This window comes from Pseudomonas nabeulensis, from assembly GCF_004682045.1.
In the GTDB taxonomy this organism is placed as follows: Bacteria; Pseudomonadota; Gammaproteobacteria; order Pseudomonadales; family Pseudomonadaceae; genus Aquipseudomonas; species Aquipseudomonas nabeulensis.
Map to the genome: position 1 here is coordinate 12,146 of NZ_QUZT01000006.1, position 21,212 is coordinate 33,357.

Genomic DNA, 21,212 nt, shown 5'->3' on the forward strand with positions numbered 1-21,212 from the left:
TTAGCGGTCCACGTCGGCCATAACGAAATCGATACTACCCAGGTACGCAATCAAGTCCGCGACCATCTCGCCTTTGATCACCGAAGGGATCTGCTGCAAGTGGGCAAAGCTTGGGGTACGGATCCGGGTGCGGTAGCTCATGGTGCCGCCATCGCTCGTCAGGTAATAACTGTTGATACCCTTGGTCGCTTCGATCATCTGGAAGGATTCGTTGGCCGGCATGACCGGGCCCCACGAAACCTGCAGGAAGTGCGTGATCAGGGTTTCGATATGCTGCAGCGTGCGCTCTTTCGGCGGCGGCGTGGTCAGCGGGTGATCCGCCTTGTACGGGCCGGCCGGCATGTTGCGCATGCACTGCTCGATGATCTTCAGGCTCTGGCGCATTTCTTCGACGCGCACGATGCAACGGTCGTAGGCATCGCCATTTGCCGCCAGCGGCACTTCGAATTCGAAGTTCTCGTAGCCCGAGTACGGGCGCGCTTTACGCAGGTCGAAATCGCAGCCGGTGGAACGCAGGCCAGCACCGGTGACGCCCCACTCGAGGGCCTCTTTGGTGTTGTACTGCGCGACGCCGATGGTACGGCCTTTGAGGATGCTGTTATCCAGTGCGGCCTTTTGGTATTCGTCCAGACGCTTGGGCATCCACTCGACGAATTCCTTGACCAGGCGCTCCCAGCCGTTCGGCAGGTCGTGGGCCACGCCGCCGATGCGGTACCAGGCCGGGTGCAGGCGGAAACCGGTGATGGCTTCGATGACCTTGTAGGCGCGCTGACGGTCGGTGAAGGTGAAGAACACCGGGGTCATGGCGCCGACGTCCTGGATGTAAGTACCCAGGAACAGCAGGTGACTGGTGATCCGGAAGAACTCGGCCATCATGATGCGGATGGTGTCGACGCGGTCTGGCACCTTGATGCCGGCCAGCTTCTCGACCGAGAGCACGTACGGCAGGTTGTTCATCACGCCGCCGAGGTAGTCGATACGGTCGGTGTACGGGATGAAGCTGTGCCACGACTGACGTTCGGCCATCTTCTCGGCACCACGGTGGTGGTAACCGATGTCCGGCACGCAGTCGACGATTTCTTCGCCGTCCAGTTGCAGGATGATGCGGAAGGCACCGTGAGCCGAAGGGTGGTTCGGGCCCAGGTTGAGGAACATGTAGTCCTCGTTGGTGCCGGAGCGTTTCATGCCCCAGTCTTCCGGACGGAAACGCGCCGCTTCCTCTTCAAGCTGTTGCTTGGCGAGGTTGAGGCTGAACGGATCGAATTCGGTGGCGCGGGCAGGGAAGTCCTTGCGCAGCGGGTGACCTTCCCAGGTCGGCGGCATCATGATGCGCGTCAGGTGCGGGTGGCCCGGGAAGTCGATACCGAACATGTCCCACACTTCACGCTCGTACCAGCTGGCGTTCGGCCAGATACCGGTGACGGTCGGGATGCTCAGGTCGCCTTCGTTCAGTGCGACCTTGATCATCACGTCGCTGTTACGTTCCAGCGACATCAGGTGGTAGAACACGGTGAAATCGGCGCCGCTCGGCAGCCCTTGACGCTTGGTGCGCAGACGCTCGTCCACGCCATGCAGGTCATAAAGCATGACGTACGGCTTGGGCAGGTTACGCAGGAAGGTCAGGACTTCGACGAGCCTGGCACGCGCCACCCACAGCACCGGCATACCGGTACGTGTGGCCTGGGCGGTAAAGGCATCAGGGCCAAAACGGTTATTGAGTTCGACGACCACATCCTGGTCGTCTGCCTTATAAGGCGGGATGTACAGAGCGCTGCCTGTAGTCATGGTTTTTTTATCGCTTTCGGTCAACGTAAAGAATGAAGCCAGGTGTTCGTTCTATAAAAGAAGCGGTGCTGGATCAGACTTCGTCAGGGCTGCGCAGGTTGGTGACTGCGATTCGCTGTTCGCGGCGCTCTTCCTTTTGCGAAGGCATCTCGGCGCGGTATACGCCTTGATCGCCAACGACCCAGGAAAGCGGGCGACGCTCCTTGCCAATCGATTCCTGCAACAGCATCAAGCCTTGCAGGAACGCTTCAGGGCGAGGCGGGCAGCCAGGCACGTAGACGTCCACCGGCAGGAACTTGTCCACGCCTTGAACCACGGAGTAGATGTCGTACATGCCACCGGAGTTGGCGCACGAACCCATGGAGATAACCCACTTAGGTTCGAGCATTTGCTCGTAGAGACGCTGGATGATCGGCGCCATCTTGATAAAGCAGGTGCCGGCGATAACCATGAAATCCGCCTGGCGCGGCGATGCCCGGATGACTTCGGCGCCAAAGCGCGCGATGTCGTGGGGCGCCGTGAAGGCGGTGGTCATTTCCACGTAGCAGCACGAAAGACCGAAGTTGTACGGCCACAGGGAGTTTTTACGTCCCCAGTTGACCGCGCCACTCAGCACGTCTTCCAGCTTGCCCATGTAGATGTTTTTGTGGACTTGGTCTTCTAACGGATCGGAGACGGTTTCCCGTTCGCCGATGGGGTACTGCTCGTTAGGAGCATCCGGGTCGATCCTGGTGAGATTGTATTGCATCGCCAAAGCCTCATTGTTTCAGCTTCGCTTGCCGCTTACGACGAGCTTCCGGAGCCCAGTCAAGGGCGCCCACTCGGAATAGGTAGACAAGGCCTGCCAACAGAATTGCTATGAAAACGAGAGCTTCGACGAATCCGGTCCAGCCGCTTTCGCGGACGGACACAGACCAGGCAAAGAGAAAGAGGGCTTCGATATCGAAGATCACGAACAGCATCGCGACCAGATAGAATTTGGCTGAGAGCCGCAAGCGGGCGCCACCTGTAGGCAGCATGCCGGACTCGAACGGTTCATTTTTACTGCGGCCCCAGGCTTTTGACCCGAGGAGGCTGGAGACGCCGAGCATGAAGGCGCAGAGGCCGACAACACCGAGGAGGAAAATGGCAAAGCCCCAGTTGTGGGCCATGAGTCCTGTCGCTTCGGTCATGCTGGAAATCCTTAACAGAGAGCAAAGGTCTCTGAGCTCGAAAAAGTAACGAGGCAGTGACGATATGTCGCACTGCAATCAATCGCGGTGATTTTATGGCTAAACACCGGGCAAGTAAAATTCCTATGGCGAAATTATTCGATGGAATAAGGACATAGTGCACCTCGATGGGGCTGTAGCCCTTGTGGTGTGGGCATTAGCGGGCATTTGATCAATTATGTTTTGTTTAACCTGTAACGAAGTTTTCATGGGCTAAATGATAATGAATATTGTTTGCGCAGGGTTTAAGCGAATGTTTCTCGTGTGGCGGGGGAAGTTGTCGTTACTTGGTTGATTGCGGCTTAGTTGGTGACGGGGATCTTTTAACCGATCTGGTTCGCGCCAATACCGCTCTGGATCAATGTTTTGCCGAAAATCTCCGGGCTGAATGCATTCCCATGTGGGAGGGGGCTTGCCCCCGATAGCGGTGTGTCAGTAGCAGATTTATTGGCTGACACTCCCTCATCGGGGGCAAGCCCCCTCCCACATTTAGATCTTCATTTTGTCAGGGGGATTTTCACGAAATAAAAAAACGCCCCGAACCAGTCGGGGCGTGATTGTTGTGCGGCACTGCGGTTAGGTCTTCCTTGGGGCCGCAGTGGCCGGGTACGCGGTACTTAGTGGAACTGTTCTTCTTCAGTCGAACCGGTCAGCGCAGTCACGGACGAGGTGCCGCCCTGGATCACGGTGGTCATGTCGTCGAAGTAGCCGGTGCCCACTTCCTGCTGGTGAGCCACAAAGGTGTAACCCTTGGCGGCGTCAGCGAACTCCTGCTCTTGCAGCTTCACGTAGGCAGTCATGTCGTTGCGGGCGTAGTCGTGCGCCAGGTTGAACATGCTGTGCCACATGTTGTGAATGCCGGCCAGGGTGATGAACTGGTGCTTGTAGCCCATGGCGGACAGTTCGCGCTGGAACTTGGCGATGGTTGCGTCGTCCAGGTTCTTCTTCCAGTTGAAGGAAGGCGAGCAGTTGTAGGACAGCAGTTGGTCCGGGTATTCCTTCTTGATCGCTTCGGCGAAGCGACGGGCTTCGTCCAGGTCCGGCTTGGCGGTTTCGCACCAGATCAGGTCGGCATACGGTGCGTAGGCCAGGCCGCGGGCGATAGCCTGGTCGAGACCGGCGCGCACCTTATAGAAGCCTTCCTGGGTACGCTCGCCAGTGACGAACGGTTGGTCGTACGGGTCGCAGTCCGAAGTCAGCAAGTCTGCTGCGTTGGCATCGGTACGCGCCAGAATGATGGTCGGCGTGCCGGCAACGTCTGCGGCCAGGCGGGCTGCGGTCAGCTTTTGTACAGCTTCCTGGGTCGGTACCAATACCTTGCCGCCCATGTGGCCGCATTTTTTCACGGAAGCCAGTTGGTCTTCGAAGTGCACGCCGGCAGCGCCTGCCTCGATCATGCTCTTCATCAGTTCGTAGGCGTTCAGTACGCCGCCGAAACCGGCTTCAGCGTCAGCCACGATAGGGGCGAAGTAGTCGATGTAGCCTGCGTCGCCTGGGTTCTTGCCGGCTTTCCACTGGATCTGGTCGGCACGACGGAACGAGTTGTTGATGCGCTTGACCACGGTTGGAACCGAATCCACCGGGTACAGCGACTGGTCGGGGTACATGGATTCAGCGGAGTTGTTGTCCGCTGCCACTTGCCAGCCGGACAGGTAGATCGCCTGGATACCGGCTTTTACCTGTTGGACTGCCTGGCCGCCAGTGAGGGCGCCCATGCAGTTGACGAAATCTTTGTCGGGACGGAAGGAAGGCTTGGCACCTTGGGTTACCAGGTTCCACAGCTTCTCGGCGCCGAGTTTTGCAAAAGTGTGCTCAGGTTGAACCGAGCCACGCAGGCGGACGACGTCAGCAGCGGAATAAGCGCGGGTCACGCCTTTCCAGCGTGGGTTTTCAGCCCAATCTTTTTCAAGGGCTGCAATTTGCTGTTCGCGTGTCAGTGCCATGGGGAAAACCTCGTCGCATAGGTCTGGGTGGAAAATTCCGTTTGCCAGCCACGTAATCAGTGCGTGGTTGTGGCTGCTCGCTGACCAGAAGCTTAGGCGGCCAAGTCAGGTTCGGCGGGGAAGGCGACGGGATGAACGATCGGCTCAAGGGGGAGTTGAGCAGGTAAGGGCAAACCGCGAACAGTCTTCGGGCGTCGTGGGCCCTTGTACGATCCATCAGTGTGTAGCCGGGTTACCTGGTTAGCTTCCGTCCCTCGGGACAACTTCGTTCCAGTCGCAACCTCGTCAAACACACCTTGTGGGCGGTACAGACACGAATCGGCTCAGGTGGGTAGCTTAGAGCGACGATCCGAAGGCCCTTGCCAGGGCCCCTGATTAGCGGGAGCGAGGCCATCATGCCCATGCTTTTTTGGATCGTCAAATGTTTTGTAGTGCTTTTTTTCAAGCACTACATCTTTGGTCTAATACGACTCGTCAGTCAGTTTTTGGTGCTTCAGTTCAAGGTGTCGACCTTGACCCGCAAAGTCAGGTCGTCGCGGCCCTGAGTAGAGTATGTGCGGGTTGTAGAGGATTTGTCGGCCTGGGTCTCGCGGTTGATGCCGGCCAGGGTGATCCACTCGCCAAGTCGGCCGCTGATGGTTGTGTCGGTACTTTGTACGTTCACTACATCGGGACGCTCCTGGCTCATGCGGTCACGGTTGGTACTGATCGCCAGGTGCACGGTCTCGCCGGTCACGCTGGCAGTGACGTAGAAACCTTGGGTGACGTTACGGTATTGGGTCTGGTTTTGCGGGCGCCCATAGCTGTCTTGCTGGGTGGTGGTGAGCGGTACGCTCTGGCCAACCTGGATCAATGCCGGCACGCCTTCACTGGCCTGGATCTGCTGGATGCCACCGTCGCGACTGGCAGTGCCATAGCTGATGATGCGGGTCTGGCTGTCGCCGCTGTTTTGCTGGTTGGTTTCGTTGGTGTCGACGGTGATCAGCAGGCGCTTGGCCGGTGTGTCGAGTTGGGCAAGCAGGGCGCGCAGGTCCTGGATCTTGCCGGGGTCAGCCTTGACGATAAGCTGGTTGCCATAGGCGCTGACGCTGCCGTCCTTGCCGATAAAATTCTGCGCCACGGGCAGCAGGTCTGCGCTGGTGCGGTTGCTCAGATTGACGACTTCGGTGTCGGCCATCGCGGTGACGCTGGCGGTCAGGAGGAGGGCGGTGAGCAGGGTGCGTAGGGACATGTCCGTTATCTCTGCGAGTCATTTGGCTTGATAGTGCCAGTTTGTCGGCCGGGCGGGGTGCTTGTTGAATCGTAGACGGCAAAATGCCCTGGCAGGCAGGGCATTTTTGGGGTGTTGCTGATAAAGCTATCGGGGGCAAGCCCCCTCCCACAGTTGACCGCGTTTAATCTGTAGGAATGCGGTCAAAATGTGGGAGGGGGCTTGCCCCCGATGGCAGTATCAGCCTTCGCGCACCATATCGACATGCGGAATCCCAACTTCCAGGAATTCCTCGCTGACGATCTTGAAACCCAGTCGCTCATAAAACGGCGCGGCATACACCTGCGCACTGAGAAACTGTTTGGTCTGGCCACGCTGCTCCGCCTCGCCAATCACCGCTTCCATCAACTTGTCGCCGACTTTGAGCCCGCGCCAGTCTTTGAGTACCGACACGCGCCCGATCTCGCCGCTGGGCAGCAAACGAGCGGTGCCAATCGGGAAATCGCCCTCGAATGCCAGGAAGTGCACCGCATCAGCGTCGTCTGCGTCCCACTCCAGCTCCGGTGGAACCGATTGCTCAGCGATAAATACCGCTTCACGAATGCGCCGAATCTCAGCGATATCCTTTTGCCAGTCCGCGACACTTACGTGAATCTTATTCATCGGCAAACCCCAGGCTTCCTTGCTTGACCAGTTCGCACAGCAGGTCGCGGCCGTCTTCGTCCGCCAGCCATGGGCCGAGGTTTTCCGCGTGCAGGGCGTCGGCGGCGCAGATCAGCTTGAGCAGTTCGCGCAATTTGCCCGGCAGGTAACGGCTTTGGCCGCTGGCGAACAGCAGGACGTCGTCGTCCACTTCCGACCAGGCCAGGCGCGCGCTTGGGTTGCGCACCAGGATCGCGCCGTCTTGCAGGGCGCTGATGAAGTCGTCTTCGCCCAGTTCCTCGCCTGCCACCAGTTCCGGGTAGCGTGGCTCGGTCATGAATTGGCCGAACCAGGTCAGCAGCATGCGCTCGTCGCTCATGTGTTCGGCCAGCAGGCTTTTCAGGCGATCAAGCGCATCGGTCTGAATCTGGTGCGGGTCGCTGACCGGCTGCGCGTCGGCGTCGGTGTAACGCTCTTCGTCGGTCAGGTACTGGCTGAGGAAGTCGGTGAAGTGGGTCAGCACTTCGGCGGCGCTCGGTGCACGGAAGCCTACGGAATAGGTCATGCAGTCATCTTCGGCAATGCCGAAATGCGCCAGGCGTGGCGGCAGGTAGAGCATGTCGCCCGGTTCCAGCACCCATTCGGCGCTTTCTTCGAATTCGGCGAGGATGCGCAGGTCGGCGTGTTGCAGCAGCGGGCTTTCCGAGTTGCACATCTGGCCGATTTTCCAGTTGCGCTTGCCCTGGGCTTGCAGCAGGAACACGTCGTAGTTGTCGAAGTGCGGGCCAACGCTGCCGCCCGGAGCGGCGAAGCTGATCATCACGTCGTCGATGCGCCAGCTTGGCAGGAAGCGGAACTGCTCCAGCAGCTCGGCGACTTCCGGCACGAACTGGTCGACGGCTTGTACCAGCAGGGTCCACTCACGCTCAGGCAGGGTGCTGAACGCATCTTCGGCGAACGGGCCGCGGCGCAGCTCCCACGGACGCTCGCCGTGCTCGATCACCAGGCGCGACTCGACTTCTTCTTCCAGGGCCAGGCCCGCCAGTTCGTCGGCGTCGATCGGGCTTTCGAAATCGGGGATGGCCTGGCGGATCAGCAGAGGTTTTTTCTGCCAGTAGTCGCGCAGGAATTCCCGTGCCGTGATGCCGCCCAGAAGTTGAAGAGGGATGTCAGGATTCATGTGTAACCTATTGAAAGAAAGCACTTTTCAGACTGGAATAAAAACGCCCGGCGCGGCCGGGCGTCTCAAGGGTCTTGCGGTAATCAGATGCGCTTGGCTTGCTCTACAGCGTTGCCGATGTAGTTGGCCGGGGTGAGCAGTTTCAGCTCGGCCTTCGCAGCGGCTGGCATGTCCAGGCCGTCGATGAAAGTTTGCAGTGCTTCAGGGCTGATGCCCTTGCCGCGCGTCAATTCTTTCAGCTTCTCGTAGGGGTTTTCGATGTTGTAGCGGCGCATCACGGTCTGGATCGGCTCGGCCAATACTTCCCAGCAAGCGTCCAGGTCAGCGGCAATCTTCTGCTCGTTCAGCTCAAGCTTGCTGATGCCTTTGAGGCTGGCTTCGTACGCGATCACGCTGTGAGCGAAGCCCACGCCGAGGTTGCGCAACACGGTGGAGTCGGTCAGGTCGCGCTGCCAGCGGGAGATCGGCAACTTGCTGGCCAGGTGCTGGAACAGCGCGTTGGCGATACCGAGGTTGCCTTCGGAGTTTTCGAAGTCGATCGGGTTGACCTTGTGCGGCATGGTCGACGAACCGATTTCACCGGCAATGGTGCGCTGCTTGAAGTAGCCCAGGGAGATGTAGCCCCAGATATCGCGATCGAAGTCGATCAGGATGGTGTTGAAGCGCGCAATGGCGTCGAACAGCTCGGCGATGTAGTCGTGCGGCTCGATCTGGGTGGTGTACGGGTTGAAACCCAGGCCCAGCTCGTCTTCGATGAAGGCGCGGGCGTTGGCTTCCCAGTCGATCTCAGGGTAGGCCGACAGGTGGGCGTTGTAGTTGCCCACGGCGCCGTTGATCTTGCCCAGCAGTGGCACGGCGGCGACTTGAGCGATCTGGCGCTCCAGGCGGTACACCACGTTGGCCAGTTCTTTGCCGAGGGTGGTCGGCGACGCTGGCTGACCGTGGGTGCGCGACAGCATCGGCACGTCGGCGAAACGGATGGCCAGTTCGCGGATGGCGTTGGCGGTCTGGCGCATCAGCGGCAGCATTACGTCATCACGGCCTTCGCGCAGCATCAGGGCGTGGGACAGGTTGTTGATGTCCTCGCTGGTGCAGGCAAAGTGGATGAATTCGCTGACAGCGGCCAGTTCCGGCAGCTTGGCTGCTTGCTCTTTGAGCAGGTATTCGATGGCTTTTACGTCGTGGTTGGTGGTGCGCTCGATCTCTTTCACACGCTCGGCGTGCTCCAGGGAGAAGTTTTCCGCCAGGGTGTTGAGCACAGCGTTGGCTTCGGCGGAGAACGCCGGCACTTCGCTGATGGCGGGGTGAGCGGCCAGGCGCTGGAGCCAGCGCACTTCAACCAGTACACGAGCACGGATCAGGCCGTATTCGCTGAAAATAGGGCGCAGGGCCTGGGTTTTGCCGGCGTAGCGGCCGTCAACAGGGGAAACCGCAGTGAGCGAAGAGAGCTGCATGGGGTGTTCTCGGACAGTCGGGCAACGAAATGGGGCGCGTATCATACATGAAAAAATCCGCCGGTCCGTCGCCAACTGACCGGCGTATTACGCGTACTGCTTGCAAATAGTGGCTGCTGCGACTTATTCGTTGCGCATCAACGGGTAAAGCTCTTTAAGCAATTTGCGACGGCTGATGACCAGCTGCCAACGGTGACCGCCCAACTGACGCCACAACCGCGCCGAACGAATGCCGGCCAGGAGCAGGGCGCGGATTTTCGAGGCGTTGTTCGGCTGTTGCAGGTTGCGCATGTCGCCGTGGACCTGGATCCGCTGGCGCAAGGTGCTCAAGGTGTCCTGGTACAGCGCGCCGCAGGCCGCGATCACGTTTTCGTGGGCCGGGCCGAAATGTTCTACCTGGGACTGAATCTGTGGCAGGCGCTTGCCGATGATTTCAAGCATGTCCTCGCGCTTGGCCAATTGACGCTCAAGGCCGAGCATCGACAACGCATAGCGCAACGGCTCGCGCTGCAAGGTGCTGGGGTCGCGCTCCAGGGCGCCGATCAGTGCGCGATAACCTTCACGCAGCGCCAGGTCGTCGCCACCGTAGACTTCCAGGGTGTCCTTGGGGTCGCGGATCAGCAGGCTGCCGAGCATGCAGGTCAGGCCTGCCTCGGAGACCTGGCCGGTCTTGGCGATCTTGTCCACCAGTACGGCGGCGAGGAAAACCCCACCCAGCGCCGTCAACTGCTCCTGGATTGGGCTCATGCCGGGTTGCTCCAGGCTTCGGCGACTTCAATCACGCCGCCGCCCAGGCAGATTTCGCCGTCGTAGAACACCACGGACTGGCCGGGGGTGACTGCGCGTTGCGGGTCATCAAAGGTGGCGCGATAGCCGGTCGCGGTTTTTTCCAGGGTGCAGGGCTGGTCGCTCTGGCGATAGCGCACCTTGGCGGTGAGGCGACGTGGTGTGCTCAGGTCGATCGGGTTGACCCAATAGATCTCCGAAGCCAGCAGGGCGCCGGAGAACAGCAATGGATGCTCGTTGCCCTGGCCGACGATCAGCTCGTTGTTGTCCAAGTCCTTGACCAGCACGTACCACGGCTCTTCACCGGCGTCTTTCAAGCCGCCAATGCCCAGGCCCTGACGTTGGCCGATGGTGTGGTACATCAAGCCGTGGTGACGGCCGATGACTTCGCCTTCGGTGGTCTTGATCTCGCCCGGTTGCGCCGGCAGGTATTGCTTGAGGAAGTCGCTGAAACGGCGCTCACCGATAAAGCAGATTCCGGTGGAATCCTTCTTCTTGGCGGTGGCCAGGCCGTGTTTTTCGGCGATCTTGCGCACTTCGGGTTTTTCCAGTTCGCCCACCGGGAACAGGGTCTTGGCAATCTGTTCGCCGCCGACGGCGTGCAGGAAGTAGCTCTGGTCCTTGTTCGGGTCCAGGCCTTTGAGCAGTTCGGTGCGGCCATCGATGTCGCGGCGGCGCACGTAGTGGCCCGTGGCAATCAGGTCGGCGCCGAGCATCATGGCGTAGTCGAGGAACGCCTTGAACTTGATCTCGCGGTTACACAGGATGTCCGGGTTCGGCGTACGGCCGGCCTTGTATTCGGCCAGGAAGTGCTCAAACACGTTGTCCCAATACTCGGCGGCGAAGTTGGCGGTGTGCAGCTTGATGCCGATTTTGTCGCACACGGCCTGGGCGTCTGCCAGGTCGTCCATGGCGGTGCAATATTCGGTTCCATCGTCTTCTTCCCAGTTCTTCATGAACAGGCCTTCCACCTCATAGCCCTGCTCCATGAGCAGAACGGCGGAAACGGAAGAGTCCACGCCGCCGGACATGCCGACGATGACGCGCTTCTTTTGTGTGTCAGAAGGGGCTGGATCACGCATAGGATTTCAACGGGTGTCTTGAAAAAGGACGCGATTCTATCAGGCTCAGGCCTTCAAGGCTAAAGAGAAGGGCGGATCAATTCGAGACTGTGGCGCTGGCCGGCCAGATAATCATCGATACAACGGATGATCAGCTCGCTACGCCAGTCGTCGCGCACGGCCATCAATTCGTCGCGGGTCAGCCAGCGGGCGCGCAGGATGCCTTCGTCGAGTTGATAGTCCGGGTGGTGTTTGAGAGCTTTGGCGATGAAGCAGACCCGTTGATAGGTCACGCCATTGCTGGGGGCGGTGTACAGGTAGATGCCCACGATGCCGGTGGCTTCGACGTCCCAGCCGGTTTCTTCGAGGGTTTCACGTATGGCGGCTTCGGTGAGGGTTTCGTGCGGGTCGAGGTGGCCTGCGGGTTGATTGAGTACGGCGCGGCCGCCTTTGAGTTCTTCGACCATGAGGAAGCGGCCGTTGTCTTCGACGATGGTGGCGACGGTGATGTGGGGTTGCCAGGTCATGGTTGCCTCGATGCGGTCTATTGGCTTGAGTACAGTCAATGTGGGAGGGGGCTTGCCCCCGATGGCGGTGTGTCAGCCACCCATTTGTTAACTGACACCCCCTCATCGGGGGCAAGCCCCCTCCCACATTTTGATTCGGTTTTTTCAGTTAAAGAGTAAAAACAGAAACCCCGGCACTAGGCCGGGGCTTCTTTGCATCCTTACAACCTTACTTCAACTTGGCAATTGCCGCATTGAGGGTGTTGCTCGGGCGCATGGCCTTGCTGGTCAGCTCTGGGTTCGGCGCGTAGTAGCCGCCGATGTCCACTGGCTTGCCTTGTACAGCGTTGAGCTCGGCAACGATGGTCGCTTCGTTCGCGGTCAGGGTCTTGGCCAGTTCGCCAAACTGCGCTTGCAGTGCAGTGTCTTCAGTCTGGGCCGCCAGGGCTTGAGCCCAGTACAGCGCCAGGTAGAAGTGGCTGCCGCGGTTGTCGATGTTGCCGACTTTGCGCGATGGCGACTTGTTGTTGTCGAGGAACTGGCCGGTGGCCTGGTCCAGGGTCTTGGACAGTACCAGGGCTTTCGAGTTGTTGTAGTTGACACCCAAATGCTCAAGGGAGGCGGCCAGGGCCAGGAACTCGCCCAGGGAGTCCCAGCGCAGGAAGTTCTCTTCAACCAGTTGCTGCACGTGCTTCGGAGCCGAACCGCCGGCGCCGGTTTCGAACAGGCCACCGCCGTTCATCAGCGGCACGATGGACAGCATCTTGGCGCTGGTGCCCAGTTCCATGATCGGGAACAGGTCGGTCAGGTAGTCACGCAGCACGTTGCCGGTCACCGAGATGGTGTCCAGGCCCTTGCGGGTGCGCTCCAGGGTGAACTTCATCGCGTCGACCGGGGACATGATGCGGATATCCAGGCCGTCGGTGTTGTGGTCTTTCAGGTAGGCCTGAACTTTCTCGACCACGACGCCGTCGTGTGCACGCTTAGGGTCCAGCCAGAAGATGGCCGGGGTGTTGCTGGCGCGGGCGCGGTTGACGGCCAGTTTGACCCAGTCCTGGATCGGCGCGTCTTTGGTCTGGCACATGCGGAAGATGTCGCCGGCTTCAACCGCCTGTTCCATCAGCAGGTTGCCCTTGCTGTCGGTGACGCGGACTACGCCGTCAGCCTTGATTTGGAAGGTCTTGTCGTGGGAGCCGTACTCTTCGGCTTTCTTCGCCATCAGGCCAACGTTTGGCACGCTGCCCATGGTGGTTGGGTCGAAGGCGCCATTGGCCTTGCAGTCTTCGATGACCGCTTGGTAGATGGTGGCGTAGCAACGATCCGGAATCACGGCCTTGGTGTCGTGCAGTTGGCCGTCGGTGCCCCACATCTTGCCGGAGTCACGGATCATGGCCGGCATCGAGGCGTCGACGATCACGTCGCTCGGCACGTGCAGGTTGGTGATGCCTTTGTCGGAATTGACCATCGCCAGCGATGGGCGGGCAGCGTAGACCGCCTGGATGTCAGCTTCGATCTGTGCTTGCTGGTCAGCCGGCAGGGCCTTGATGCGAGCGTACAGGTCGCCGATGCCGTTGTTCAGGTTGAAGCCGATCTGCTCCAGCACGGCAGCGTGCTTGGCCAGGGCGTCTTTATAGAACTCGGCAACGATCTGGCCGAACATGATCGGGTCGGAGACCTTCATCATGGTGGCTTTGAGGTGGACCGACAGCAGCACGCCTTGTTTCTTGGCGTCTTCGATCTCGGCGGCGATGAAGCTGCGCAGGGCTTTCTTGCTCAGCACGGCGCTGTCGATGATCTCGCCGGCTTCAACCGAAGTCTTTTCCTTCAGGACGGTGGCGGTACCGTCTTGGGCGATCAGTTCGATCTTCACAGCGTCAGCCGCTTCGATCTGCACGGCTTTTTCGCTGCCGTAGAAGTCGCCATTGCTCATGTGAGCGACGTGGGACTTGGAGTCTGCTGCCCATGCGCCCATTTTGTGCGGGTGCTTGCGCGCGTAGTTCTTGACCGACAGCGGGGCGCGGCGGTCGGAGTTGCCTTCGCGCAGTACCGGGTTCACGGCGCTGCCCTTGACCTTGTCGTAACGTGCACGGGTTTCTTTTTCCGCGTCGGTGGTTACGGTTTCCGGGTAGTCCGGCAGGGCGTAGCCCTGGGCTTGCAGTTCCTTGATCGCGGCTTGCAGCTGCGGGGTCGAGGCGCTGATGTTAGGCAGCTTGATGATGTTGGCTTCAGGCGTAACGGCCAGGTCGCCCAGTTCGGCGAGGTGGTCCGGGATGGCCTTGGTGCCCAGTTGCTCGGGGAAGCTTGCGAGGATGCGCGCGGCGAGGGAAATGTCGCGGGTTTCCACGGCAATATCAGCGGAAGCGGTGAAGGCCTCTACGATAGGCAGCAGTGAATAGGTGGCGAGGGCCGGGGCTTCGTCGGTGAAGGTGTAGATGATCTTCGAGCGGGTGGGCATATTCGGATTAACTCTCTTCTTTGCTGAAAGCGTGCGCAGAAACTCGAGATGCGCCGGGTGGAGCGCGTTCGTTCAAAGTCATCCATGAGCGAAATGTCGAGGTTTCTTCGCGGTGATGTTGGGTTGCATCAGTCGAGCGTCAAGCGTTTGGACTATTGTAATAGTCCGGCTTTATGGCTGAAGGCACCTGTTCCAGAGCGGTCAGCCGTCGTGACTCTTGGGTCAGCGGCGGCATTATACATAGGTCGCTATGCTTACGCCGAGCCTTCATACAAAAGGTGTGTCGTCCATTGGTCTAAAGGTCGCAGGTACTTTGTTGCGCACAAAGTCGCATGGCGTGCTCAAGATTGGCGATTTTGCCTTTGATTTCAGGCTTGTAGGCGACAAATTATGCTGTTTTCGATGCAAATGAGCATGGCGTGAGGTTTCAGTCGCCATTTATCTGGAGTAGGCTCGAACGCAGCCAGATGTTCAATCCATAGATGGAGTTCAGCATGGGATACAAGAAGATTCAGGTTCCAGCCGTCGGCGACAAAATCACCGTCAATGCAGACCATTCTCTCAATGTTCCTGATAACCCGATCATCCCTTTCATCGAAGGTGACGGTATTGGCGTCGACATCAGCCCGGTGATGATCAAGGTGGTCGACGCAGCTGTTCAAAAGGCCTACGGCGGCAAGCGCAAAATCTCCTGGATGGAGGTGTATGCCGGCGAAAAGGCCACTCAAGTCTACGACCAGGACACCTGGCTGCCCCAGGAAACCCTGGATGCGGTCAAGGATTACGTGGTTTCCATCAAGGGCCCGCTGACGACTCCGGTGGGGGGCGGTATCCGTTCGCTGAACGTGGCCTTGCGCCAGCAACTCGACCTGTATGTGTGCCTGCGCCCGGTACGCTGGTTCGAAGGCGTGCCCAGCCCGGTCAAGAAGCCCGGTGACGTGGACATGACCATCTTCCGCGAAAACTCTGAAGATATTTACGCGGGTATCGAATGGAAGGCCGGTTCGCCCGAAGCGATCAAGGTGATCAAGTTCCTCAAGGAGGAAATGGGCGTTACCAAGATTCGTTTTGACCAGGATTGCGGGATTGGCGTGAAGCCAGTCTCCAAAGAGGGCACCAAACGCCTCGCGCGCAAAGCCCTGCAATATGTAGTGGATAACGACCGCGACTCGCTGACCATTGTGCACAAAGGCAACATCATGAAGTTCACCGAAGGGGCCTTCAAAGAGTGGGCTTATGAGGTGGCGGCCGAAGAGTTCGGCGCGACGCTACTCGATGGTGGTCCGTGGATGCAGTTCAAGCATCCTAAGACCGGCAAGAATGTGGTAGTCAAGGACGCCATTGCCGACGCCATGCTCCAGCAGATCCTGCTGCGTCCGGCGGAATATGACGTGATCGCCACCCTCAACCTGAACGGTGACTACCTTTCCGATGCCCTGGCGGCTGAAGTGGGCGGCATTGGTATTGCGCCGGGTGCCAACCTGTCGGATACCGTGGCAATGTTCGAGGCGACCCACGGCACCGCGCCGAAGTATGCAGGCAAGGATCAGGTCAATCCCGGCTCATTGATCCTGTCGGCGGAAATGATGCTGCGCCATATGGGCTGGACCGAGGCGGCTGATTTGATTATCAAGGGGACCAATGGCGCGATTTCGGCCAAGACCGTGACCTATGACTTCGAGCGCTTGATGGATGGCGCGAAGTTGGTGTCATCTTCGGGCTTTGGTAGTGCGTTGATTTCGCATATGTAGAGACGAAACGGGAAGCGGCCGCCTCATATTGATTGGGGCGGCCGTTTTTCGTTGCACACTGCACGCTCGTTGGCGGATCAGGCCGTTAGTTTCTTTTCTTTATGAGCGGGCGCGTGTGCAGATTTTTCAGCTGCTTCGACTTTCACTGCATCAATGTTCACAGCGTGCAGTCCTTTCGGTCCCTGAATGATTTCAAAGCTTACTGCTTGGCCCGCTTTCAGCGTTTTGTACCCGTCCATGATAATCGCTGAGTAATGCGCAAAAAGGTCCTCGGTTTTGCCTTCTTCATTAACGAACCCGTAGCCTTTGGCATTGTTGAACCATTTGACCTTGCCATTGATCTTGACGCCAGACATACCATATCCCTCTGCACCAGACTCCATCACTGGAGTATCATCCAGTTTATCCGTCCTAACCCGAATAAATTAAGGTTGACTGCGCGGACCTTTTTTACCCACTGTGGGTTCTATTGGTTGTAACACCGATTTGCCGATAGTCAAGGCGACCAGTCGGTCAGAGTTGAAATTCCGGCAGGCCGCCCCCACCACTGTATTTGAACCACTGACGAACCTTTCTTTCCATGCATGCAAACAGCCAGATTCGACTAACATTCAATCAGGATCGACCGGATCAGGAACATGATGACGACGGTTCTGCAGGCATTGCTGTTCAGGAGGCCAAGCCTGCCTTACAGGCGCCGCCGATGTACAAGGTGGTTTTGTTCAATGATGACTACACACCGATGGATTTCGTGGTCGAAGTGCTCGAGGTGTTTTTTAACCTGAACCGCGAGTTGGCGACCAAGGTAATGCTGGCCGTTCATACAGAAGGACGGGCAGTATGTGGAGTGTTTACCCGCGACATCGCCGAGACAAAGGCCATGCAGGTCAACCAGTACGCCAGGGAAAGCCAGCATCCGCTACTCTGTGAAATCGAGAAGGACGGTTAACGCCGACCACTTGGGTATGAGGTGAAGCTATGTTAAACCGCGAGCTCGAAGTCACCCTCAATCTTGCCTTCAAGGAGGCTCGTTCGAAGCGTCATGAGTTCATGACCGTCGAACACCTGCTGCTGGCACTTTTGGATAACGAAGCTGCCGCCACCGTACTGCGTGCGTGCGGCGCCAACCTCGACAAACTCAAGCATGACCTGCAGGAGTTTATCGACTCCACGACGCCCCTGATTCCAGTCCACGATGAAGACCGTGAGACCCAGCCAACCCTGGGCTTCCAGCGGGTGCTTCAGCGTGCCGTGTTCCATGTACAGAGCTCCGGTAAGCGTGAAGTCACAGGCGCCAATGTGCTTGTGGCGATTTTCAGCGAACAGGAAAGCCAGGCAGTGTTCCTGCTCAAGCAGCAGAGCGTTGCCCGTATCGATGTCGTCAACTACATCGCCCACGGAATCTCCAAGGTGCCTGGGCACGGCGATCATTCCGAGGGTGAGCAGGATATGCAGGACGACGAGGGCGGTGAGTCTTCTTCTTCGGGCAATCCACTGGATGCCTACGCCAGCAACCTCAATGAACTGGCGCGCCAGGGGCGGATCGATCCGCTGGTGGGGCGTGAGCTTGAGGTTGAGCGCGTAGCGCAGATCCTTGCGCGTCGTCGCAAGAACAATCCGTTGCTGGTGGGCGAGGCGGGCGTGGGTAAAACCGCGATTGCCGAAGGCCTGGCCAAGCGCATCGTCGACAATCAAGTGCCGGACTTGTTGGCCAACAGCGTCGTCTATTCCCTTGATCTGGGCGCGTTGCTCGCCGGGACCAAGTACCGTGGCGATTTCGAGAAACGCTTCAAGGCGTTGCTCGGAGAACTGAAAAAACGCCCGCAAGCCATCCTGTTTATCGATGAGATCCACACCATCATTGGGGCTGGTGCGGCATCCGGTGGGGTGATGGACGCCTCCAACCTGCTCAAGCCGCTGCTGTCTTCGGGTGATATCCGTTGCATCGGCTCGACCACGTTCCAGGAATTTCGCGGGATCTTCGAAAAAGACCGTGCCCTGGCGCGTCGTTTCCAGAAAGTCGACGTGTCCGAGCCTTCGGTTGAAGACACCATCGGTATCCTGCGTGGGCTCAAGGGTCGCTTCGAGGCGCACCACGGCATCGAGTACACCGATGAAGCCTTGCGCTCGGCGGCTGAGCTGGCGTCGCGCTACATCAATGACCGGCATATGCCGGACAAGGCCATCGATGTGATCGACGAGGCAGGGGCTTTTCAGCGTCTGCAGCCGGTCGAGAAACGTGTGAAGCGCATCGATGTGCCTCAGGTCGAGGACATTGTGGCGAAGATTGCGCGTATTCCGCCTAAGCACGTCACCAGTTCCGACAAGGAGCTGCTGCGTAACCTGGAGCGCGACCTCAAGCTGACCGTGTTTGGTCAGGATGCGGCCATCGACTCGCTGTCCACGGCGATCAAGCTGTCCCGTGCGGGCCTCAAGTCGCCGGACAAGCCGGTGGGTTCGTTCCTGTTCGCAGGCCCTACCGGTGTCGGCAAGACCGAAGCGGCGCGGCAGTTGGCCAAGGCCATGGGCATTGAACTGGTGCGTTTCGACATGTCCGAGTACATGGAGCGTCACACAGTGTCGCGCCTGATCGGTGCGCCTCCGGGCTATGTCGGGTTCGACCAGGGCGGCCTGTTGACCGAAGCAATCACCAAGCAACCGCATTGCGTATTGCTGCTTGATGAAATCGAGAAGGCTCACCCGGAAGTCTTCAACCTGCTGTTGCAGGTGATGGACCACGGCACCCTGACCGACAACAACGGGCGCAAGGCGGACTTCCGCAACGTGATCGTGATCATGACCACCAACGCCGGTGCCGAAACGGCCGCGCGGGCTTCGATCGGCTTCAGCCATCAGGATCACTCTTCCGATGCCATGGAAGTGATCAAGAAGAGCTTTACGCCGGAGTTCCGTAACCGTCTGGACACCATTATCCAGTTTGGTCGCCTCAGCCATGAGGTTATCAAGAGCGTGGTGGACAAGTTCCTTACCGAGCTTCAAGCGCAGTTGGAAGACAAGCGCGTGCAGCTGGAAGTGACGGACGCGGCGCGCAGCTGGCTGGCCGAAGGCGGCTACGATGCGGCAATGGGCGCCCGCCCAATGGCGCGTCTGATCCAGGACAAGATCAAGCGGCCGCTGGCCGAAGAAATCCTGTTCGGCGAGCTGTCCGACCATGGTGGTGTGGTGCATATCGACTTGAAGGACGGCGAGCTGACCTTCGAATTCGAAACCACGGCTGAAATGGCCTGATCGATTGCTGCAATAAAGTGTGGGAGGGGGCTTGCCCCCGATTGCAGTGCTTCAGTCAATACATCTGTGGCTGATACACCGCTATCGGGGGCAAGCCCCCTCCCACATTGGTTTATGGCGTTGCACAAATCCCGCACACACAAAAACGCCCGGCATAACCGGGCGTTTTGTATTGACTTGCTTAGCGAGCGCGGTAAGTGATGCGCCCTTTGCTCAAGTCATAGGGCGTCAGCTCGACGCGCACTTTGTCACCGGTAAGAATACGAATGTAGTTCTTGCGCATCTTGCCGGAGATATGCGCGGTTACGACGTGCCCATTTTCCAACTCCACACGAAACATGGTGTTGGGCAGGGTGTCGACGACAGTGCCTTCCATTTCGAAGCTGTCTTCTTTCGACATGCAGTAAAGCCCTCGGTATCCAGTGAATGGCCCGGTGCAACTGCGCCAGGCAAAAGCGGCGTGCATTGTGCCCGAAAAAGGGTGTTTAAGCCAAGGGGTTCTAGTTAAGCGTGACCCATCTTTGGTTAATCAGCAGTTCTATGGGCCGATATTGGGTCTTGTAATTCATCTTTTTGCAGTTTTTGATCCAGTAGCCGAGGTACACCGCCTCCAGTTCCAAGCGTACTGCCTCGCCAATCTGCCAGAGAATCGCGAAGCGCCCCAGGCTGCGGCGTTCTTCGGTCGGTTCATAGAAGGTGTAGACCGCCGACAGGCCATTAGGCAGCAAATCGGTCACGGCCACCGCCACCAGGCGGCCATCCGCGCGAAATTCATAAAAGCGCGAGAAAGGCAGGTCACGCACCAGGAACGTCGAAAACTGGTCGCGGCTGGGCGGGAACATATCGCCGTCGGCGTGCCGCTGCTCGATGTAGCGTTGATAAAGGTCGAAATACTCTTCGGTAAAGCGTGGCTTGGCCGAGGTTACCGTCAGGTCGGCATTGCGTTTGAGGATGCACTTCTGGTTGCGCTCCGGCAGGAACTGCGCCACGGGGATGCGTGCCGGTACGCAAGCATTACAGTTTTGGCAATGAGGCCGGTACAGATGATCGCCGCTGCGCCGAAAGCCCATTTCCGACAAATCGGCGTACACGTGCACGTCCATAGGCTGGCTGGGATCGAGGAACAGCGTGGTGGCCTGCTCGTCGGGCAGATAGCTGCAAGAGTGAGGTTGAGTGGCATAAAACTTCAAGCGCGCCAACTCGGTCATGATCAACCCTCGGATAAGCTTTGAAATAAGTGTAAGCCAGGTGCGCCCATGGCGCTCAGGAAACCCACGGTCCGGCGTTGGGTTGATCCAGATGGTCGCGCAGGAAACCGGCGAATTCGCTGCGGGGTATGGCGCGGGCACCCAGGCTGTGCAGGTGGTCGTTGGGCATTTGGCAGTCAATCAGCACAAAGCCCCACGCCTGCAATTGGCGGGTCAGGGTGGCAAAGCCAAATTTCGAGGCGTTGTCGGCGCGGCTGAACATGGATTCGCCAAAGAACAGTTGGCCCATCGCCAGGCCATACAGGCCGCCAACCAATTTACCTTCATCCCACACCTCTACGGAGTGGGCGTGGCCGCGGCGGTGCAGTTCCAGGTAGGCGCTCTGTATGCCCTCGGTGATCCAAGTGCTATCGGCATAGGCGCGCGGCGCTGCGCAAGCCTTGATGACCGCAGCAAAGTCCTGGTCGAAGGTCACTGTGTAGCGCTGCTGGCGCAGTAACTTGCCCAGACTGCGGGATACGTGCAGTTCGTCGGGGAATATCACGGTGCGCGGATCGGGTGACCACCACAGGATGGGCTGGCCTTCCGAAAACCAGGGGAAGCAGCCATGACGGTAGGCTTGTACCAGTCGCTCGGCCGACAGATCGCCGCCGGCGGCCAGCAGGCCGTTGGGTTCGCGCATGGCCTTGGCCAGCGGGGGGAATGTCAGTGAGTCGCGTTGTAACCAGGTCAGCATGGTATCCAGGCTTGCGGAAGGGGAGGGGAGTGGCA

The 21,212-nt window shown here is 58.9% G+C and carries 19 protein-coding genes; 3 read left to right on the forward strand and 16 right to left on the reverse strand.

From position 1 onward, the window contains the following. The 12 genes from nuoC to DYL61_RS05135 form a co-directional block, all read right to left on the reverse strand. The gene (nuoC, locus tag DYL61_RS05080) at window positions 1–1,785 is read right to left on the reverse strand and encodes an NADH-quinone oxidoreductase subunit C/D (RefSeq protein WP_135307455.1); all 1,785 of its coding nucleotides are present in this window, start codon (window positions 1,783–1,785) and stop codon (window positions 1–3) included. A gap of 73 nt (window positions 1,786–1,858) precedes the next feature. Further along, window positions 1,859–2,533 carry a NuoB/complex I 20 kDa subunit family protein gene (locus tag DYL61_RS05085; RefSeq protein WP_016969249.1) on the reverse strand — a complete coding sequence of 225 codons (675 nt, stop codon included), beginning with the start codon at window positions 2,531–2,533 and terminating at the stop codon, window positions 1,859–1,861. Between the two features lie 10 nt (window positions 2,534–2,543). Then, window positions 2,544–2,957, reverse strand: coding sequence for an NADH-quinone oxidoreductase subunit A (locus tag DYL61_RS05090; protein WP_003219575.1), 414 nt, complete (start codon window positions 2,955–2,957; stop codon window positions 2,544–2,546). Between the two features lie 656 nt (window positions 2,958–3,613). Next, complete coding sequence (gene aceA, locus DYL61_RS05095) at window positions 3,614–4,939, reverse strand: isocitrate lyase (protein ID WP_105698602.1); 1,326 nt, start codon at window positions 4,937–4,939, stop codon at window positions 3,614–3,616. Between the two features lie 493 nt (window positions 4,940–5,432). After that, window positions 5,433–6,170, reverse strand: coding sequence for a secretin N-terminal domain-containing protein (locus DYL61_RS05100; RefSeq protein WP_135307456.1), 738 nt, complete (start codon window positions 6,168–6,170; stop codon window positions 5,433–5,435). Window positions 6,171–6,389: 219 nt separating this feature from the next. Beyond that, window positions 6,390–6,812 (reverse strand): GNAT family N-acetyltransferase, encoded by a 423-nt coding sequence (locus DYL61_RS05105; RefSeq protein ID WP_135307457.1) that lies wholly within the window; start codon window positions 6,810–6,812, stop codon window positions 6,390–6,392. Continuing rightward, window positions 6,805–7,971 (reverse strand): ribosomal protein uL16 3-hydroxylase, encoded by a 1,167-nt coding sequence (locus DYL61_RS05110; RefSeq protein ID WP_135307458.1) that lies wholly within the window; start codon window positions 7,969–7,971, stop codon window positions 6,805–6,807. Before DYL61_RS05110 ends, DYL61_RS05105 begins: the two co-directional genes overlap by 8 nt. An 83-nt stretch (window positions 7,972–8,054) precedes the next feature. After that, complete coding sequence (purB, locus tag DYL61_RS05115) at window positions 8,055–9,425, reverse strand: adenylosuccinate lyase (RefSeq protein ID WP_105698598.1); 1,371 nt, start codon at window positions 9,423–9,425, stop codon at window positions 8,055–8,057. Window positions 9,426–9,548: 123 nt separating this feature from the next. After that, window positions 9,549–10,172, reverse strand: coding sequence for a high frequency lysogenization protein HflD (hflD, locus tag DYL61_RS05120; protein WP_135307459.1), 624 nt, complete (start codon window positions 10,170–10,172; stop codon window positions 9,549–9,551). Next, entirely contained in the window at window positions 10,169–11,293 is a 1,125-nt protein-coding gene (gene mnmA, locus DYL61_RS05125) for a tRNA 2-thiouridine(34) synthase MnmA (protein WP_135307460.1), read from the reverse strand. The genes hflD and mnmA overlap by 4 nt, the downstream gene beginning before the upstream one ends. 59 nt (window positions 11,294–11,352) lie before the next feature. Then, entirely contained in the window at window positions 11,353–11,799 is a 447-nt protein-coding gene (locus DYL61_RS05130) for an NUDIX hydrolase (protein WP_135307461.1), read from the reverse strand. Between the two features lie 208 nt (window positions 11,800–12,007). Further along, window positions 12,008–14,233 carry an NADP-dependent isocitrate dehydrogenase gene (locus tag DYL61_RS05135; protein ID WP_135307462.1) on the reverse strand — a complete coding sequence of 742 codons (2,226 nt, stop codon included), beginning with the start codon at window positions 14,231–14,233 and terminating at the stop codon, window positions 12,008–12,010. A 494-nt stretch (window positions 14,234–14,727) separates the two neighbouring features. On the opposite strand from DYL61_RS05135, the gene icd reads away from it, so the two are divergent. Further along, window positions 14,728–15,984, forward strand: coding sequence for an NADP-dependent isocitrate dehydrogenase (gene icd / locus DYL61_RS05140; protein ID WP_135307463.1), 1,257 nt, complete (start codon window positions 14,728–14,730; stop codon window positions 15,982–15,984). A gap of 77 nt (window positions 15,985–16,061) precedes the next feature. On the opposite strand, the gene cspD is transcribed toward icd, so the two are convergent. Then, window positions 16,062–16,340, reverse strand: a complete 279-nt coding sequence (gene cspD / locus DYL61_RS05145; RefSeq protein ID WP_135307464.1) for a cold shock domain-containing protein CspD — start codon at window positions 16,338–16,340, stop codon at window positions 16,062–16,064. Window positions 16,341–16,564: 224 nt separating this feature from the next. Between cspD and clpS the strand changes: the two genes are divergently transcribed. Together clpS and clpA are read left to right on the forward strand one after the other, a co-directional pair. Then, complete coding sequence (clpS, locus tag DYL61_RS05150) at window positions 16,565–16,933, forward strand: ATP-dependent Clp protease adapter ClpS (protein WP_005789091.1); 369 nt, start codon at window positions 16,565–16,567, stop codon at window positions 16,931–16,933. Between the two features lie 29 nt (window positions 16,934–16,962). Beyond that, on the forward strand, window positions 16,963–19,233 hold the full coding sequence (clpA, locus tag DYL61_RS05155; RefSeq protein WP_105698593.1) for an ATP-dependent Clp protease ATP-binding subunit ClpA: 2,271 nt from the start codon (window positions 16,963–16,965) through the stop codon (window positions 19,231–19,233). 181 nt (window positions 19,234–19,414) lie between these two features. Here the strand turns inward: clpA and infA are convergent, their stop codons facing one another. The 3 genes from infA to aat all read right to left on the reverse strand — a co-directional run bounded on the left by infA (window position 19,415) and on the right by aat (window position 21,177). Further along, window positions 19,415–19,633, reverse strand: coding sequence for a translation initiation factor IF-1 (gene infA, locus DYL61_RS05160; RefSeq protein ID WP_002553999.1), 219 nt, complete (start codon window positions 19,631–19,633; stop codon window positions 19,415–19,417). Window positions 19,634–19,733: 100 nt separating this feature from the next. Beyond that, window positions 19,734–20,441, reverse strand: coding sequence for an arginyltransferase (locus tag DYL61_RS05165; protein ID WP_135307465.1), 708 nt, complete (start codon window positions 20,439–20,441; stop codon window positions 19,734–19,736). 55 nt (window positions 20,442–20,496) lie between these two features. Continuing rightward, window positions 20,497–21,177 carry a leucyl/phenylalanyl-tRNA--protein transferase gene (gene aat, locus DYL61_RS05170; protein ID WP_135307466.1) on the reverse strand — a complete coding sequence of 227 codons (681 nt, stop codon included), beginning with the start codon at window positions 21,175–21,177 and terminating at the stop codon, window positions 20,497–20,499. Window positions 21,178–21,212: the final 35 nt, after the last annotated feature.

Excerpts from the sequence above, each read along its gene's own strand:
- purB (WP_105698598.1), bottom strand. The coding sequence starts at position 9,425 with ATGCAGCTCTCTTCGCTCACTGCGGTTTCCCCTGTTGACGGCCGCTAC.
- DYL61_RS05105 (WP_135307457.1), bottom strand. The coding sequence starts at position 6,812 with ATGAATAAGATTCACGTAAGTGTCGCGGACTGGCAAAAGGATATCGCT.
- clpS (WP_005789091.1), top strand. The coding sequence starts at position 16,565 with ATGCATGCAAACAGCCAGATTCGACTAACATTCAATCAGGATCGACCG.
- icd (WP_135307463.1), top strand. The coding sequence starts at position 14,728 with ATGGGATACAAGAAGATTCAGGTTCCAGCCGTCGGCGACAAAATCACC.
- mnmA (WP_135307460.1), bottom strand. The coding sequence starts at position 11,293 with ATGCGTGATCCAGCCCCTTCTGACACACAAAAGAAGCGCGTCATCGTC.
- hflD (WP_135307459.1), bottom strand. The coding sequence starts at position 10,172 with ATGAGCCCAATCCAGGAGCAGTTGACGGCGCTGGGTGGGGTTTTCCTC.
- DYL61_RS05100 (WP_135307456.1), bottom strand. The coding sequence starts at position 6,170 with ATGTCCCTACGCACCCTGCTCACCGCCCTCCTCCTGACCGCCAGCGTC.
- DYL61_RS05085 (WP_016969249.1), bottom strand. The coding sequence starts at position 2,533 with ATGCAATACAATCTCACCAGGATCGACCCGGATGCTCCTAACGAGCAG.
- aat (WP_135307466.1), bottom strand. The coding sequence starts at position 21,177 with ATGCTGACCTGGTTACAACGCGACTCACTGACATTCCCCCCGCTGGCC.
- infA (WP_002553999.1), bottom strand. The coding sequence starts at position 19,633 with ATGTCGAAAGAAGACAGCTTCGAAATGGAAGGCACTGTCGTCGACACC.
- nuoC (WP_135307455.1), bottom strand. The coding sequence starts at position 1,785 with ATGACTACAGGCAGCGCTCTGTACATCCCGCCTTATAAGGCAGACGAC.
- DYL61_RS05110 (WP_135307458.1), bottom strand. The coding sequence starts at position 7,971 with ATGAATCCTGACATCCCTCTTCAACTTCTGGGCGGCATCACGGCACGG.
- clpA (WP_105698593.1), top strand. The coding sequence starts at position 16,963 with ATGTTAAACCGCGAGCTCGAAGTCACCCTCAATCTTGCCTTCAAGGAG.
- DYL61_RS05090 (WP_003219575.1), bottom strand. The coding sequence starts at position 2,957 with ATGACCGAAGCGACAGGACTCATGGCCCACAACTGGGGCTTTGCCATT.
- DYL61_RS05130 (WP_135307461.1), bottom strand. The coding sequence starts at position 11,799 with ATGACCTGGCAACCCCACATCACCGTCGCCACCATCGTCGAAGACAAC.
- cspD (WP_135307464.1), bottom strand. The coding sequence starts at position 16,340 with ATGTCTGGCGTCAAGATCAATGGCAAGGTCAAATGGTTCAACAATGCC.
- DYL61_RS05135 (WP_135307462.1), bottom strand. The coding sequence starts at position 14,233 with ATGCCCACCCGCTCGAAGATCATCTACACCTTCACCGACGAAGCCCCG.
- DYL61_RS05165 (WP_135307465.1), bottom strand. The coding sequence starts at position 20,441 with ATGACCGAGTTGGCGCGCTTGAAGTTTTATGCCACTCAACCTCACTCT.
- aceA (WP_105698602.1), bottom strand. The coding sequence starts at position 4,939 with ATGGCACTGACACGCGAACAGCAAATTGCAGCCCTTGAAAAAGATTGG.